At 64.5% G+C, this 16,318-nt stretch carries 12 protein-coding genes and 1 pseudogene; 3 read left to right on the top strand and 10 right to left on the bottom strand.

The genetic code is table 11. The features are described from left to right. Positions 1-37 precede the first annotated feature (37 nt). Positions 38-763 carry a formyltransferase family protein gene (locus ACOIX3_RS28260; protein WP_420971812.1) on the top strand — a complete coding sequence of 242 codons (726 nt, stop codon included), beginning with the start codon at positions 38-40 and terminating at the stop codon, positions 761-763. Between the two features lie 74 nt (positions 764-837). Here the strand turns inward: ACOIX3_RS28260 and ACOIX3_RS28265 are convergent, their stop codons facing one another. Beyond that, the gene (locus ACOIX3_RS28265; RefSeq protein WP_420965270.1) at positions 838-3,897 is read right to left on the bottom strand and encodes an ATP-binding protein; all 3,060 of its coding nucleotides are present in this window, start codon (positions 3,895-3,897) and stop codon (positions 838-840) included. A gap of 292 nt (positions 3,898-4,189) precedes the next feature. On the opposite strand from ACOIX3_RS28265, the gene ACOIX3_RS28270 reads away from it, so the two are divergent. After that, entirely contained in the window at positions 4,190-4,678 is a 489-nt protein-coding gene (locus ACOIX3_RS28270; protein ID WP_420965271.1) for a hypothetical protein, read from the top strand. Between the two features lie 106 nt (positions 4,679-4,784). On the opposite strand, the gene ACOIX3_RS28275 is transcribed toward ACOIX3_RS28270, so the two are convergent. The 3 genes from ACOIX3_RS28275 to ACOIX3_RS28285 all read right to left on the bottom strand — a co-directional run bounded on the left by ACOIX3_RS28275 (position 4,785) and on the right by ACOIX3_RS28285 (position 10,264). After that, complete coding sequence (locus ACOIX3_RS28275; protein ID WP_420965272.1) at positions 4,785-4,988, bottom strand: hypothetical protein; 204 nt, start codon at positions 4,986-4,988, stop codon at positions 4,785-4,787. 368 nt (positions 4,989-5,356) lie between these two features. Next, complete coding sequence (locus ACOIX3_RS28280) at positions 5,357-6,811, bottom strand: short-chain fatty acid transporter (RefSeq protein WP_375788737.1); 1,455 nt, start codon at positions 6,809-6,811, stop codon at positions 5,357-5,359. A 51-nt stretch (positions 6,812-6,862) separates the two neighbouring features. Continuing rightward, positions 6,863-10,264 carry a molybdopterin-dependent oxidoreductase gene (locus tag ACOIX3_RS28285; RefSeq protein ID WP_420965273.1) on the bottom strand — a complete coding sequence of 1,134 codons (3,402 nt, stop codon included), beginning with the start codon at positions 10,262-10,264 and terminating at the stop codon, positions 6,863-6,865. Positions 10,265-10,408: 144 nt separating this feature from the next. Here ACOIX3_RS28285 and ACOIX3_RS28290 point away from each other — a divergent pair, with 144 nt between their 5' ends. Beyond that, positions 10,409-11,086, top strand: coding sequence for a GntR family transcriptional regulator (locus ACOIX3_RS28290; protein ID WP_420965274.1), 678 nt, complete (start codon positions 10,409-10,411; stop codon positions 11,084-11,086). 38 nt (positions 11,087-11,124) lie between these two features. Here the strand turns inward: ACOIX3_RS28290 and ACOIX3_RS28295 are convergent, their stop codons facing one another. From ACOIX3_RS28295 to ACOIX3_RS28320, 6 genes and pseudogenes are all read right to left on the bottom strand, one after another. Beyond that, on the bottom strand, positions 11,125-12,285 hold the full coding sequence (locus ACOIX3_RS28295; protein ID WP_420965275.1) for an acyl-CoA dehydrogenase family protein: 1,161 nt from the start codon (positions 12,283-12,285) through the stop codon (positions 11,125-11,127). Positions 12,286-12,414: 129 nt separating this feature from the next. Further along, positions 12,415-13,182, bottom strand: a complete 768-nt coding sequence (locus ACOIX3_RS28300) for a crotonase/enoyl-CoA hydratase family protein (protein WP_194459953.1) — start codon at positions 13,180-13,182, stop codon at positions 12,415-12,417. Positions 13,183-13,289: 107 nt separating this feature from the next. Further along, positions 13,290-14,072, bottom strand: a complete 783-nt coding sequence (locus ACOIX3_RS28305) for an SDR family NAD(P)-dependent oxidoreductase (RefSeq protein ID WP_223968897.1) — start codon at positions 14,070-14,072, stop codon at positions 13,290-13,292. A gap of 18 nt (positions 14,073-14,090) precedes the next feature. Then, positions 14,091-15,341, bottom strand: coding sequence for an acetyl-CoA C-acetyltransferase (locus tag ACOIX3_RS28310; protein WP_420965276.1), 1,251 nt, complete (start codon positions 15,339-15,341; stop codon positions 14,091-14,093). A gap of 230 nt (positions 15,342-15,571) precedes the next feature. Continuing rightward, positions 15,572-15,835: pseudogene (locus ACOIX3_RS28315) on the bottom strand (helix-turn-helix domain-containing protein); the annotation flags it as partial. Between the two features lie 17 nt (positions 15,836-15,852). Next, positions 15,853-16,194 (bottom strand): hypothetical protein, encoded by a 342-nt coding sequence (locus ACOIX3_RS28320; RefSeq protein WP_420965277.1) that lies wholly within the window; start codon positions 16,192-16,194, stop codon positions 15,853-15,855. Positions 16,195-16,318 lie beyond the last annotated feature (124 nt).

A 16,318-nucleotide genomic window follows, 5' to 3' on the forward strand; every position in this document is an offset into this window, starting at 1 on the left:
CAACGGTACAATAATCAGGCAAGAGAAGGACATCGACATCATGAAGACTATCATCCTTCTCACCGGCGTCGCCGACCAGCAATTCGCGCTCACCGAGCTGCTGAAGGCGCACAATCCGGCGCTGTCGTTTCGCTGCGCTGTGACGGCCGAGGAGCTCGCGGCGATCGAGCCCGAGGTGCTGCGCGAGGCCCGGCTGCTGGCGTTCACCACCAGCGTCATCGTGCCTGAAAGCATCCTCGCGGCGCTGGGCCATGGCGCCTATAATTTCCACCCCGGCCCGCCGCAATATCCCGGCTGGGCGCCGGCGCATTTCGCGCTCTATGACGGTGCGCGCACGTTCGGCGCGACGGCCCATGCAATGGCCGCGCGCGTCGATTCCGGCCCGATCATCGGGGTCGAGTCCTTCATCATTCCCGACAAGATCAGCGTGCGCGGGCTCGAGCAGATCGCCTATGTGCGGCTTGCCCATCTGTTCTGGCGGATATCGCGCGATCTCGCATGCGATCCCTCGCCGCTAAGGGAATTGGAGATCGCCTGGTGCGGCATCAAGAGCACCCGGCAGATGTACCGCAACATGTGCGAGCTTCCCGCCGGCATCACCCCAAACGAGCTGGCCCGCCGGATCCGCGCCTTCCACGACGACTTCCGCGCGATCCCGCTGACCGTCTCCGTGCACGGCATCCGCTTCGAGCTGGCGACGATCGCGACGCAGGCTCCCGAGGCACCGCAGGTGATCTCGCCACCGCTCGCTGCTGCGTCCTGAAGCGCGACGAGATCAGGTTGAAGCGTCACCGCGCTTGCACTGTCCAAGCATGATCTTTTCGGAGAGGTCATGCTCTAGTGCCGCCAAGGTTCACCCTGGGGATCGGCGAGCATTCCATTCAGGAGCGCTTCGGCCCGATGCAGCAGCGGCTTCGTTCCACTGCTCGATGCAATCGCAATCGCTGCGCGCAACTTATGCAGAATGGAAGTCCTGTCGTTCTCATTTGACGCCGGCGATACCGTCGCCTCTCCGAACAGCGCCTCGGCTTCGAGGCCGAAGAATCCTTGCTGCCGCGCGGTATTCCGAGCCTCTCGCAGCATGTTCAGCGCAGCCTGCACATCGCCGAGCCGGCTCAGAGCGAGTGCCAAATAGATCGAGGTACGTAGCACGATCGAGGTATAGCTCACCGACCTGGCGACCTCTCGGGCTTCGACGAGCGTAACCCGCGCGTCAGCGAGGCGTCCTTGTTCCAGATAGGCAATACCGAGATGGCAGGTGATGACCGGCACAAAGAGACGAATTCCATACTTTTGTGTAATGGCAAAAGCGTCCTCCAGGATCGCCGCTGCTTCGCCAGGATTGCCACGCCCGAGCGCCAGACAACCAGCGCTATACCCCGCGCCAACGCGATCAAATGGCCTGTTGCTCTCATTGGCGATTGCTGACGCGCGTTGATGAAACTCGGCCCCCGTATCAATCTCTCCCAAGGTCGTGTGGGTCACGCTCTTCATCATGCAGGACAGCAGTTCCAGGGTCTTCGGCGTCGTCCCGGGCGGCGCGCTGGCATCCGGCCCGGACAGGCGGAGGCAAGCCTGTCCCAGCATCTGCTCTGCGTCGCGATAACGCCCGGCAATGAAATAGGCTTGGCCAAGGCTGTATTGAGCAAGGTTGAGCCAACCGGGATTGCCCCACTCTCCCGCCAAGCGAGCAACCTCCTCACCGGTTTCGATGGCCTCGATCGGCGTGCCGTAGAAGTTCTGCGCCCCCGACCTGACCGCCATCGCCGCGACCTTCCGCCCGATATCATCAATCGCGTTGGCGCGCCCCTCCGCATCCCTTCCAAGGTCGAACCATTCGGCGACCTTGCCTGCGCTCATGAAGGCTGTGCGCGCCTCGATGCGAAGGTCGACCGCATCCGCTTCGCGCGAGCGAGCGAACGGCGTCTTGTCGAGTGCGGTCATCGCGATCTCGAAGTAATTGGCTGCGTCGGCAAATGCCGATCTTGCCAGGCTCTTCCGCGCGGCAGTTCTGCCGTAGCTGAAAGCTTTCTGCCAATCCTTTGCTCGCATTGCGTGATAGCAGAGCCTGTTCGGCTCATCATGCCAGCTTCCACTGCCCTCCAACGTCGCAAGAATGCGTGCGTGGACACCTTCACGCACTTTTTCGACCATCGAGTCGTAGATGACCTGGCGGACCATTTCGTGCGGAAACTCGAGCAATCGATCCGGCTCGATATCGATCTTCACCAGAAACTCCGAGCGGTCGAGAAACGCCAGGCAGCGCTGCAGCACGGGCTCGGGGAGGCCCGACGCCTCGCGCAGAATGGCTTCCGTCGCGCGGGGGCCTAGCGCCGCCGCGATCTGTAGCAGGGAGCGCTCCTCCCTCGATACCCGATCCAGACGCGCTGCGATGACTCCCTGGATACTGCTCGGGATACCAAGGTCGCCGACCGGACGCGCCAGCGCCAGATCGCCCCAATGCCCCCGCAGAATCCCGCTGTCCTTGAGGCCCCGGCAGACCTCTTCAATGAAGAGCGGCACGCTGGCCGTATGAAGCACGACGCGGCTCTTCAGATCGGCCATGTTCGCGGACCGCCCCAAGATGTCGTCCAGCATCTCCCGTCCAGCATCTTCGCCGAGCGTCCGCAACGCGGCTATCTCGGCGTTGCAGCGCGCGATCCAGTCCGGAATGCCGTTGGGTCTGCTGGTCAACAACACCAGAAGGCCAGGTATCTGCAGCGCCGCGAGCGCAGCGACAACGGCTTCGCTGGCGCGATCGATCCAGTGCAGATCCTCGACGAGGATCACCGTGCGCTGGCCGACGACCAGGCTCTCGAGAATAGCGCAGCTCGCGTCGCTGATCGCGCGGCCGCGCGCATGTGGCTCCAGCTCGCCCCACTCTGGATCCGATATCGGACGATCCAGCACCGCATTGATGGCGGAACGCGCAGTCCCGGTCAGAGCCGTGGGAATCTGGAGATCGGCGTCCGCCGCGGTCTCTTCGAGCATCGACAGCACCAGCGCCTTCAGCGCGCTGAACGGTGCGCCTTGAAGGTTTGGACTGCATTCTGCGTGGACCGGGCGCCAGCCCTCGCGCTTGAGCTCGTCGACAAACTCGTGCACGAGCCGCGACTTTCCGATGCCGGGATCACCGATCAAGAGAGCCGTTTGCCGGCTCGCCCCGGCATTTTGAGCCAGCTGCCTGAGCAACCCGGTCTCGTCCACGCGGTTGACAAACCGTGCAACGCTTCGTGCCCTGCGTACTCGCCAACTAGAGACATTGGTTGCGCCGGTCACACGGTAGATCGGCACAGGCTCGCTGAACCCTTTGAGCCCTTTGCGACCCAAATAGTCGAACTGGACATTGCCGTCGGCGAGTTTCTGACAAGCCTCGGACGCGTAGATCTGATTCGGTCCGGCGACCGCTTCGAGGCGCGCTGCGAGATGCTGTGCGGCCCCTCCGATCTCATAAACCTTGGAATATTCGCTGGCGACCATGTAGGTCACCACGCGCCCCGAATGGAGCCCCACCCGAACCTGGAGCGCCGGATCACCCAAGCTTCCGATACGTCGAACGAGCTCGATCGCAGCATGGCAGGCAAGCGGCGCATGGTTGTCATCAGCAATCGGGGCGCCAAATACCGCGGCGAGCCCATCACCCAATTCCTTGCTGACGATTCCGCCAAACTGGCGCACAGCGCCGCGCATGGCGGCCAAGGCCGGCTCCAGGCGGGAGACCGCCTCTTCCGGATCCAGGTCAGCTACGAGCCCCGTGGAGTCGACCACGTCGGCGCGAAGGATCGTCACAAATCGCTGTTCGCTGTCGGGATCGACGCGCTTGGCTACGGCGGCACCGCATTGGGCGCACCAATTGTCGTTCGCTCCGATCGTCGATTGGCATGCAAAGCAAAGCATTCCTGCTCTCAAAGGCTGCTGCGGTCTCGCCAGCTCAGCATCCCGGTGAGCAGCTTAGAGTAGAGATTACCCATCGGGACATGCTTATCAATCCGGACGTGCAGTCCGTCTGCACCCGCGCCAACCCGAGAGGTTGCTAATCTGGACGAAATACAGTCTTGAGTGGTAGGTCGAGGCGCGAGAAATCAAACGGCGCAACTCGAGCCGTGCGACCGACTTCGTTCGACGTCCCCGCGTTGCATAACTTATGTATAGCTAGAGCAAGCCAAAGTTGTAATGAAAGGGAAATCCTATGGGCGGAAGAGTATTCAATAACCAGCAGTTCAAAGATCATATCAACGCGCACTACTATCCTTTGGACAACATGATCAAGAGCGTCGCTATACTTAAGGCGTCTGATCTCATCCACATCGAGACGCTGGAATATGGCCAATACCAGCCGATCCTGTCGCCCCGGCACCAGTGGCCGGGCGGAAGCGGCAAGTTGTGGCAGAAGGAGATGGGCAAGGCGCGTCTGGACCTCGCCACTCAAGCAAGCACCGCGGCCCTCTCCAAGGACGAGGCCGGCGTCGTACCGCTGACGAAATGCACGCTGCTGGATGCCGCCGTCCGCAAGTGCTTCAACTCCGAACCGCCGATCCCGATGAAGATCGACGTGAAAGAGCAAGACAAGAATGCGCCGAACGCCGATCGACACGACATTCTGCTGACCTGGGAACACGCCAATGGCGACGATCAGCCGCCAACACTGCTGCTGCTGACGATGGTCTGCCCGGCCTGATCCCCGATCGCAGGCGGCACTTTCCGCACGACGGTATTGCACCTCACGCGGCTGCCTGGTGGCAGCCGCGACAAGGTTGGCCCGCCGACGATGCCGTGGGGGTGATCTATGACGCGGGGCGGCGCTGCTGCAACAGCGCCCTCACCGCACGCTCCGCGGCGCGAGCGGAGCCGAAATAGCCGCCGTCGAGGCCATCAAAGGCGCGATCCGAGGAGAAGAAGCAGAAGCCTCTGGCGTCGCTGACAACGATACCCGCGGTTCGATCCGATACTTCGATGACGTAAGCTTGGGAGTTTTGGGCTTGGGACATGCGTGCTCGATCGCCGGATGACGGCGCTCCTGTCTGATTGTCGGGTGCTTGGGATCGTCTAAGCGATCAACAACAGACGCCGGTCGCCGCCGAGACGCAGCGATGCTGCATGCGGCTTGGCATGTCGCACATCAAGCTGCGGTGGTAATGTCTCATGGCAGTGACCTTGAACAACGCGGGTTAGCGCGGATCAATATCCGGCCGAATCGCGCCGCGGTCAATGAAATGACCGACCAAAGATCACGGCCCGGCGCGATGCCTCATTCGCAACGACCAGGAAAACAGTACGGTTTTGGTGATGACGGTTGCGGTCCGCCGAATTGGCCGACCTTGGCCGCGCGTGCGTGCGGGTGCCCGGCCTTGATCGCTCAAGGCAGGATCGGAGGGTGATAGGTGAAGGTCGCCATCAGGATCGCGGCCAGCAGCATCACGATCGGGAAGTGGATGAAGAACTGCACCGACGTGTAACCGATCAGGTCCTTCGACTTCAGGCCGAGGATGCCGAGCAGCGGCAGCATCCAGAACGGGTTGATGAAGTTCGGCAGCGTCTCGGCGATGTTGTAGACCATCACCGTCCAGCCGAGATGCGCGCCGATATCGTTGGCCGCCTTCATGATATAGGGCGCCTCGATGATCCACTTTCCGCCGGCCGACGGCACGAAGAAGCCGAGCAGCGCTGAATAGATTCCGACCAGGAACGAGAACACGGTGGAATTGCTGGAGGCGCCGACGAACCAGTGCGCGATCGTGTCCGACAGCGTGGTGCCGCTGCTGTTCGGCACCTTGGTCAGGATCTGCGCGATGCCGGCGTAGAACGGAAACTGCAGCAGCACGCCGGAAACGCTCGGCATCGCCTTCGAGAAGGATTCGATCAGGCTGCGCGGCCGCCAGTGCAGCACGATGCCGAGAATGAGGAAGACGAAATTGTAGGTGTTGAGCCCCGACAGCGTGATCAGCGGATTGCCTGACTGAAAGGTCTGCCACAGCCAGCCGGCGGCAAGCAGGGCGATCAGGATCGTCAGCAGCGGACTGAACTCCAGCCAGTCGCCCGGACGGGCCGGCTTCCTGGCCTCGATGCGATCATCGCCGAGCGCTACGCCGAGGTCTTCCGCCGTCTTCGCCTGCTCGGGCGCGGGCGTGGTGAAATAGCAGATCGCGGCCGACACCACGCTCACCATCACGACGGTGACCATGTTCTGCCAGGTCAGGATGGTTTCCGAGAAGCCGATCACGCCGGTGATCGGCAAAAGCGATGCCGGAATGCTGCCGGCATTGGCCTGGAGTTGTGCGGCCGACGACGTGATGCCGAGGGTGAAGCCGCAGCCGAGCCCGAGATAGCCGGCGGCACCGGCTGCGCGATAATCGAGCCGGATATCCGTGCGCCGCGCGATCTCCCGCACCAGGAGGCCGGAGAAGATCAGGCTCAGGCCCCAGTTCAACAGCGAGAGGAAGATGCTGAGCATCCCGACGAACACCACCGCGCCGCGCCCGGTCTTCGGCACGCTCGCGAGCCGCGCCAGCACTGCCGCGACCGGTGGCGACATCGCCACGACATAGCCGCCGATCGCGACCAGCGCCATCTGCATCGTGAACGGAATCAGATTCCAGAACCCGTCGCCGAACGCGCGACTGACGGCGAGCGGCGAACCGCCATGCAGGATCGCGCCTGCGGCAACCGCGATCACGGCGATCAGGACGAAGACATACGCATCCGGAAACCAGCGCTCGGCGAACGCCACCAGGGCCTGCGAAAAGCGCGCCATGATGTTGTCAGCGACAGGTTTTCGCAGGCTCACGGTTTGGTCGTGCGTTGCATTCGTCATCAATCTGATCCCCCTCCGGTGATGCGGTTGGCCTTCAATCGTGTTTGGTCATCAAAGCGCGAGCGTGAGATCGGTGAGCGGCACGGCCTGGCAGGTAAGGCACTGCCCCCCGCTCGCATCGACTGGGCCGAGATGGGTGAACTCCCCATCGACCACCTCGACCACGCAGCTTTCGCATTGCCCGACCCGGCAGCCGCTCGGCAGCGCAACGCCCGCCGCACTTGCGGCGTCGAGCAGTGTCCCCTGCTCCGGTCCCCACGAGAAACTTTGCTTGCTGCCCGCAAGCCGGATGGTTCGCGGCGCAAGGTCGCTCGGCACCGACGGCGGCGACACGAAGCTTTCGGCAAAGACGTCGAACCGCGGGATACCGAGCGCCACAGCGGCCTCGATTTGGGCCGTGACGAAATCCGGCGAGCCGCAGATGTAGACCAGCGGCCGGCGTGCCAACAGCGGCTTGACCTGTTCGAGATCGAGCCGCCCCTTGCGCAACGAATGCGCGTCGACCGGGTCCTGTGCCAGCGGGGCCGAATAGAACGTTTCCCGCGTCAATCCCGGCGTGCAGGCTTCCAGCTCGGCGAGCCGCTGCGCGAACGGATGCTCGCGGCTGCTGCGGCAGCCGTGCAGCAGCAGGATTTCGGCAACGCGATCTTGTGGCGCTATGCGTTGCAGCGCCTCGATATGGCTGATGAACGGCGTGATGCCGATGCCGGCCGCGAGGAAGACCAGCGGCCGCGGCCCCTTCAATGGCGGCGTGAAGATGCCGCCCGGCGGCTCCAGCAGAACCTCGTCTCCAACAGCGAGACCATGCAGCCGATCCGGCATGAAGAACGGTGCGTCGTCGCTCCGAACCTCATTGAGGAAACGTCCCTTCACCGCGATCGACAGTGCTTGCGGCAGGTTGCCCGATCCGGTCAACGAATAGGCGCGCGCCTCGGTCGCGCCGGGCAACGCGGTCATCACGTGTTGCCCCGGCAGGAAACCGGGCAGCGGACCTCCGTCAAGCGGCCGCAGGCTGAGGGCAATGACGTTATCGGCCTCGGGCCTGCGCTCGCCAACCACGAACCGCCGCCGGCCGCTCCAGATGCCGCGGCTGGCCACGTCGTCCCGCCTGATATTGCAGACGATCGCGCGTAGCGGAACGGAGCCGCTGACCGGATCGCGCGCATCGTCGCGCAGCACCGCGTTGATATTGCGCGTAAGGCTGCCTGACGTCACGGAACCATCGCGGCCGAGCGGCGGACAATCTTCCCACCAGCCGAATTCGGCGACGACGACGCGATCGTCAAGCGCCGCATTGAGACGTACCTTCAGGCGCACGGCACCGCCTTGTGTTTCCACCACGGCCCAGTCGCCCTCCACCAGTCCGCGCCGTTCGGCGAGCAGCGGGCTGATCTCGACGGCCGGATCGGGCGACTTTCGCCGCAGCGAAGCGACATGCCGCCAGGAGGAGTGAATGAACCAGCCGCTCTTGGCGGTGGAGAGCACGAGCGGAAAGCGTTCGTCCGCCGCCGCCGTGAGCGGGCTGCCGACCGGTTCGACATGATCGGGCAACGGGTCATGCCCGTGCCCCAGCATCAGCTCCGAATAGATCTCGACACGGCGCGTCGGCGTGGCAAAGCCCGCCGCCGTTCCGTCCTCGCGCGTGACGGCGTATTTTTCATCGCGGAAGACCTGCGGGAAGCGACGTCCTTCGGGATGTTCGCGCAGATCCTCGACACCGATGCCGAGCGGCGCCAGTTGATAATTCCAGCCGGCCTTGATGTCTCCGCCGAAGAACAAGTTCCCCATGCCGAGCTTGAGCGCGAGCGCGGCGGCGATCTCGTAATCGGCCTTCACTTCACCGATCGGCTCGACCATGCGCGGGCGGAACTGCACGGTCTCGACGGCTTGCTGCGTGATCTCGAACCCGATCTTGAGCGCATCGCGCTCCCACGGCGTGCTGGCCGGCAGAACGAAATCGGCGCTCTCCGCGGTCGGGTTCATGAACATGTCGATATGAACCTGGAATTCCAGCGCGTTCAGCGCCGCGCGGTTGCGCTCCGAATGGCCTTGCGAAACGACGAAGTTGGTGCCGAAGGCGACCAGCGCGCGCACTCGGTACGGCTCGCCCTCCAGCACCGCCTTGCTGAAATCGCGCGCCGTGATCCAGCCCTTCGCCGGCGGGCCGAGCGGCAATTCGGCAATGCCCAGCGCCTTGGCCTGCTGCTCCGGTGGCAGGATGTTGTAGTCGTTGAGGGGGCGTGTCGGCGGCGGCACCGGCCAGCGGTTGCCGCCGGGCCGATCGCAGGCGCCGGTCAGCGCATAGAGCGACGCGATCGCGCGCTCGATCGCGGTGGCGTTGGAGTGCTGACCGACGCCGGTCCAGGAATGATAGGCAAGCCGCGGCCGGGCCGCGAGCAGCGCATTGAACGCGTCGATGTCCTCGATGCGCAGCCAGGTCAGTTCCGCCACGCGCGCCGGTGGATAGGGCGCGGCGCGCTCGGCCAGCAATTCGAATGCGGTTGCCGCCGAGATCATCCGGCCGTCGCGCGCACGGATCGACAGCGCGCCGCGCAGCCGACCGCCGCGCTCTGGTGCGCAGCGGGTGTCGCAAGCCACCGGCAAGCCCGACGCATCGAGACGAACGAAAGCCTCTGGTGCACCATCCGGCCATAGCGCGTCGGCGCGCAGGAAACGCCCGGTCGCGCGATCGACCAGCAGCGATCCATTGGTCCATTGGTCGACGAAGTCCGCATCGAAGCGGCCGGTCGCGATGAGATGACGGATCGCGCCCATCGCGAGCGCGCCATCGGCGCCCGGGCGAATGCGCAGCCAGAGATCGGCCTGCTGACCCGAGCCGTTCGGCTTGGGATCGACGACGACGACCTTGGCGCCACGTCGACGCGCGTCGGCGATCCGTGTCGCCTGAGCGAGCCAGGTGCGGGCGGGATTGTGGCCCCACAGGATGATCGCATCGGCATTGTCGTAATCGGGAAAGCCGATGCCGCGACCGAAGGTCAGTGCGTGCGCATAGTCCTTGTGCCAGCCACAGATCTCGACCGCGTAGATCAGGTTCGGACTACCGAAGCCGCGGATGAAGCGCTCGACCCACTCAAAACTGTCGACCATCGGCGTGCCGCTCGGCGTGGTGACGCCGAACGCCACCGCCTCGGCGCCGCTCTCGGCGCGGATCCTGCCGAGCCGGTCGGCGATCTCGGTTAATGCCTCGTCCCACGACACGTCGACCCAGCCGGGATCGGCGGCATCGCGCGGCCGGGTCCGCTTCAGCGGCACCGTCAGACGGCGCGGGCTGGCGACGATTTCAGGGGCGGCCCGGCCCTTGGCGCAAAGCGCGCCACCGGTCGGGTGGTTATTTAATACCTCGACCCCGACCACGCGCCCGTCCTCGACCACGGTGATGGCACCGCAGCGCGAGCGACAAAGCGTGCAATAGCCGGGTAACCGCTGTTTCACCGCTGTCTCACCGCTGTCTCATGTTCAAGTCAGCCCTTGTGACGCATTCTTGTAATGCGTTACACATTTACGTCATACGCTACCGGCCGCGTCAAGGCTAAGTAATAATCAGGGACGAATCGGAGCTCCCGGCGAGAGGCACCCATGGACCAGAATTTGCGCGAACAGGTGCTGCAGCGGGTGCGCGCCGAGATCATTTCCGGGCAGAGCCTTCCCGGCACGATGTATTCGGTGCCGTCACTCGCGGCGAGCCTCGGCGTTTCGTCGACGCCGGTGCGCGAAGCGCTGCTCGAGCTCAGCCGCGGCGGCCTGGTCGAGCCGATGCGCAACCGTGGCTTCAAGGTGGTGGAGCCGTCGCTGACCGAGCTGCGCAATTTGTTCGACATGCGCGAGGTGCTGGAGCTGCACGCCGCCGTGCTGGTCGCCGCCAATCCTCCAAAGGATCTACCGGCCGTGCGCGGCTGGGCCGATGAGATCGCGAAGGCCGTCGAGACCGACGACGTCCAGCTCTATCTCGAAGCCGACCGCAACTATCATCGCGAGTTCATCGCGGCCGCCGGCAACGAGCTCTTGACCGACATGGTAATGACCCTGCGCGACAAGATGCGGCTCTACGGCATCAGCTCACGCGCCGGCCTCGAGCGGCAGCAGGCTTCGGTGCCCGAGCACTACCGGCTGATCGAGCTCGCGCTCGCCGGCGAGACCGAGGCGCTGCCGACCCTGCTTCGCAGCCACATCCGCTCCTGGGAGCCGATCTTCGTCGACGCCTTGATGCGCTCGAAGGAACACGCACGCGAGCCGCTGCGGCAGGCGCGCGGGTAACGCGCGGCCGGAGCTAGATTGCCTGCTGGACTGAAGAGCTAGTCCAGAATGCTCTTGTAGTGCTCCGAGAAGACATCGCGGCCGATGATCAGCCGCATCACTTCGGAGCTTCCCGCCAGGATCCGATTGACGCGCGCGTCGGTGAACATCCGGCTGATCGGATATTCATCCATATAGCCGGCGCCGCCGTGCAGTTGCACGCCGAGGTCGAGCATCTTCCACTCGACTTCCGACGACATCATCTTGGCCTTGGCGCCCATATTGCTGGTCAGGCGTCCCGCATTGTGCTCGGCCACGCAGTGATCGACATAGACCTGCACGAGGTCGATTTCGGCATCCATCTCAGCCATCCGGAACTGGGTGTTCTGCTGTTCGGCGAGCGGCTTGCCGAACAATTTGCGATCCATCACGTAAGCGCGCGTGATGTCGAACGCCTTGCGGCCATTGGCGATCGATCCGACCGCGGAGATCAGCCGCTCTTCGGCAAGCCCTTCCATCAGATAGTAGAAGCCCCGGCCCGGTTCTCCGAGCACGTTGGCCTTGGGCACCCGCACGTTCTGGAAGAACAGTTCGGCGGTGTCCTGCGCCGGCATGCCCATCTTCTTGAGATTGCGGCCGCGCTCGAAGCCTTCCATGCCGCGCTCGACAATCAAGAGCACCATGGCGTGCTTCTTCTCGGCGCCCGCGAGCCGGGCGGCCACGATCACCACGTCGGAATTGATGCCGTTGGAGATGTAGGTCTTCGAGCCGTTGAGCAGGAAATGATCGCCCTTGTCTTCCGCCGTCGTCCGCATGCCCGCGAGGTCCGAGCCCGCGCCGGGCTCGGTCATCGCGATCGCCAGGATGGTCTCGCCGCTGACGCATTTCGGGAGGAAGCGGTCGCGCTGCTCCTCGGTGCCGAAGCGCTTGAAATAGGAGCCGACCAGGCGGCTGTGCAGCGTGTTGAACCAGCCCTTGCAGCCGGAGCGCGCGGTCTCCTCGATGATGATCTGCTCATAGCGGAAGTCCTCATCCCCCATCCCGCCGTATTTTTCCTCGGGCCAGATCATCAGGAAGCCGAGATCGCCGGCCTTCCTGAACGCGCTGCGATCGACGATGCCGGCCTCCCGCCACGCCTCCATATGGGGCGCGATCTCGCTGGCGAGGAACTTGCGATAGGAGTCGCGGAAAATGACCTGATCTTCGGTAAAGCTACGCATCATTCACCCAATGGCGCTCTCAAGCGGCGCGGAAACCGGCCGGTGTGCCGCGCGGCACTGACAAAAAAATCGGAGCGCCGGTTCTGCTGCAATCAAAACCGGCGCTCCGTTATCGAAACAGGCGCTGCCTTACTTGCCCTTCCAGTTCGGGGCGCGTTTTTCTGCGAAGGCAGCCGCGCCCTCGCGGGCATCCTCGGACACGAAGACAGGACCGACGATTTCCTGCTGCTTCTTCCACATCTGGTCTTCCGGCCAGAGCCGGGATTCGACGATCACCTGCTTGGATGCCTTGACGGCGAGCGGGCCATTGGCGCCGATCGCGGCGGCAAGCTCGAGCGCGGCGTCGAGGGCCGGGCCATCGGTCACGCGATTGATGATGCCGAGCTCGTAGGCGCGCTGTGCGCCGAAGAACTCGCCAGTCAATGCGAACTCCATCGCCACGCGGAACGGCATCTGGCGCGGCATGCGGATCAGCCCGCCGGCCGCGGCAGCCAGTCCGCGCTTCACCTCGGGGATCCCGAACTTGGCGTTGCGGTTGGCGACGATCATGTCGCACGACAGCGCGATCTCCATTCCGCCGGCGAGCGCGTAGCCGTCGACGGCCGCGATCAGCGGCTTCTTCGGCGGCGCCTCGGTGAGGCCGGCGAAGCCGCGGCCCGGGATCGAGGGCCGCTCGCCCTTGAGGAACCCCTTGAGGTCCATGCCCGAGCAGAATGTGCCGCCGGCGCCGGTGATGATGCCGACGCTGAGGGCATCGTCGGCGTCGAGCCGGTCGATCGCCGCGGCCACGCCCTTGGAGAGGGCGAGGTTGGCCGCGTTCTTGGCTTCAGGCCGGTTCAGCGTGATGATCAGTATGGGTCCGCGGACTTCAGTGAGGACCGGAGTTTCTTCTGACATCGCTTTGGTCTCCTGCTGCCGTGCTTATTGTTTGAGCATGATCTCCGCGCAAACGCGTTCCGCGTTTGTCGCGAGGGAAAACCGCTTCGCACTTTTCCGGATCATGCTCAGCGCGGGGCCATGCGGATGGCGCCATCGAGGCGAACGTCTTCGCCGTTGAAGTAGCCGTTGGTGATCATGGTCAGCGCGAGCTGGGCATATTCCTCCGGCATGCCGAGACGCTTCGGGAACGGCACCGATGCGCTGAGCGCGGCCTTCACGTTCTCCGGGGCGCCCTGCAGCAGCGGGGTGTTGAAGATGCCCGGCAGGATGGTGTTGACGCGGATGCCATCGGCCATCAGGTCGCGCGCGATCGGCAAGGTCATGCCGACGACACCGGCCTTCGACGCTGAATAAGCCGCCTGCCCCATCTGGCCGTCCTCGGCCGCGACCGACGCCGTGTTGACGACGGCGCCGCGCTCGCCGTGCTCCAGCGGGGCCAGCGACAGCATGCCCTTCGCCGACTTGGCGATGCAGCGGAACGTGCCGACCAGGTTGATCTGGATGATGCGGTTGAAGGCGTCGATCGGGAAGTGGGTGGGCTCGCCGGTCTTCTTGTCCCGGCCCGCGGTCTTCACCGCGTTGCCGGTGCCTGCGCAGTTCACCAGGATGCGCTCCTGGCCGTGTGCCGCACGGGCCTTGGCAAAGCCCGCATCGACCTGCTCGTCGGAGGTGACGTCGACCTTGCAGAACACGCCGCCGATTTCCTTGGCGATGGCTTCGCCCTTCTCTTCGTTGAAGTCGAAGATCGCGACCTTCACGCCTTGCGCCGCGAGCGCCCGCGAGGTGGCTGCGCCGAGGCCGGAAGCGCCGCCGGTGACGACGGCGGCGACCGATGAATCGAGTTTCATGGCAAGTTCCTTTCGCGATCAGATGCGTTCGATGATGATGGCCGGTGCCATGCCGCCGGCGGCACACATGGTGACGAGACCATAACGTCCGCCGCTGCGCTCGAGCTCGTCGAGCGCCGTGCCGATCAGGATCGATCCGGTGGCGCCGATCGGGTGGCCGAGCGCGATCGAGCCGCCATTGATGTTGACCTTCTCGCGATTGAGGTCGAGGTCGCGGATGAACTTCTCGGCGACGACCGCGAAGGCTTCGTTGATCTCCCAGACGTCGATGTCGTCCTTGGTCAGGCCAGCCTTGGCGAGGACCTTCTTGGCCGCCGGAACCGGCGCGTTGAGCATCAGCGTCGGATCATCACCCTGATTGGCGTAGGCCACGATGCGGCCGCGCGGCTTGAGGCCGTGCTTCTCGGCATATTCCTTCGACGTGATCAGCACCGCGGCGGCGCCATCCACCACGCCCGAGCTGTTGCCGGCATGATGCACGCCCTTCCACTCGAGGTTCGGGTAGCGGCGCTGGATCTGCTTCTTGAACGTCGTGCCGTTGCCGAGGTCGAAATCGGCAAGCTGCTCGAAGCTCGGCTTCAGCGACGCAAGGCCTTCGGCCGTGGTCTCGGGGCGCGGGAATTCCTCACGACCGAGGGCGACGCTGCCGTCGTCGTTGAGGACGGGGATCACCGACTTGGCGAAGCGGCCTTCATCGATCGCCCGCTTGGCGCGCTGCTGGCTCGTCAGCGCCAGGGCATCGCAAGCCTCCCGGCTGATCCCCTCGCGCGTAGCGATGGCATCGCCGCACACGCCCTGGTGCGACTGCGGGTGAATCTCGTCAAGCGCCGGATTGCCCGAGCCCATCATTCGCGCCGGCTGCCCTGCCTTGGAACGCTCGGCTGCGAGGGTCTGCTGATAGCTCATCATCTCGGTGCCGCCGGCGATGACGCAATCCTCCATCCCCGACATCACCGAAGCTGCCGCGAGGTTCACCGAGGTGATGCCGCCGCCGCAGAAGCGATCCAGCGTCGTGCCGCTGGCATTGATGTCGTAGCCGGCGGCGAGCGCCGACATGCGTCCGAGATCGCCGCCCTGCTTGCCCTCCTGGGTCGAGGTCGACCAGATGATGTCGTCGACGGTCGACGTATCGAGCTTGTTGCGCTCCTTGAGCGCGCCGAGCACCGTTGCCGCCAGTTGCTGCGGATGCAGGTGCGACAGCGCACCCTTGCCCGGCTTGCCGATGCCGCGCGGCGTGCGGACCGCGTCAATGATGTATGCTTCAGACATGCGTTTCCCTTTGCTTTGGATGTTTCTTGACCGTGAGCTCGCGCCGAATGGTCCCGACCGAGGCGTCAGCGGTGTGGTGTGACCGAAAGCGGCGCGGCAACCGGCTTGCGCTGATCTTCGAAATACTCGAAGCGCGAGTTGATCAGCATCGACGGTTGCGCCGTGTCGCGCTCCCGCTCGTCGGCGCAGACGGGCTTGTCGCACCCCTCCGCAAACAACGGGACGCCGGGCGCGGCGGCGTGCGGACCGAGAGCATATTTCTGCTCTTGCGGCAGGTAGATCAACTGACCGATCTGGGTGAGGGTCAAGGTGAGACGGGAGACCGTCGATCGGGGAAGACCGCAGCGATCGGCGATGTCGCGATTGCCCAGGCGTATGCTTCGACCTTCGAAGCAACGCACGATGTCGAATGCGCGCGATACCACCTGTATCACGCGCCGGTTGTCCGTGCCGGCGGTGTCTTGCGCCATCAGTACCTCAGATCGACGTCCCATCGTTTACGCCTCACTCCTCATTTGTCGTACGGGTGAATGAAGCCCACCCTGGTTCGGGCAGGCCGCGCCGATCCGCGACATTGCTGTCGAGCGCGCAACGCCGAGCGGCGCACGCGTGAACGGACCTGCATGCGGGATCTGACGGCAGCGATCGGGGCGCACGCCGGGTCGCCGCCCGTGAGGATCGAGCCGGCGCTGTGCCATGCCCGAGCGGCAACGAATGCGGCATGCTGGACAAAGCCATTTCCGGCCTGTTCGAGGCCGGTCTGCATGGCGCCGACGGCCGCCTGGTCGTCCAGCCCGGCGAAGCCGCGACCGCGCGGGGTAGGCAGCTTCGGATAGCGACGGCCAGCCGGCATCAGGCGGATTCTTTCCCTAGGGTTTCGGACCTTAATTAATTGATTAATTAGTCAGGTGATTAAAGTGGGCGCTCCCCCCTGTCAACCGTCCTCGCCGCAGGGCGCCCCGCGCCCGGGTCGCACC

The sequence above is a fragment of the Bradyrhizobium sp. B120 genome, from assembly GCF_049075665.1.
Classification (GTDB): domain Bacteria; phylum Pseudomonadota; class Alphaproteobacteria; order Rhizobiales; family Xanthobacteraceae; genus Bradyrhizobium.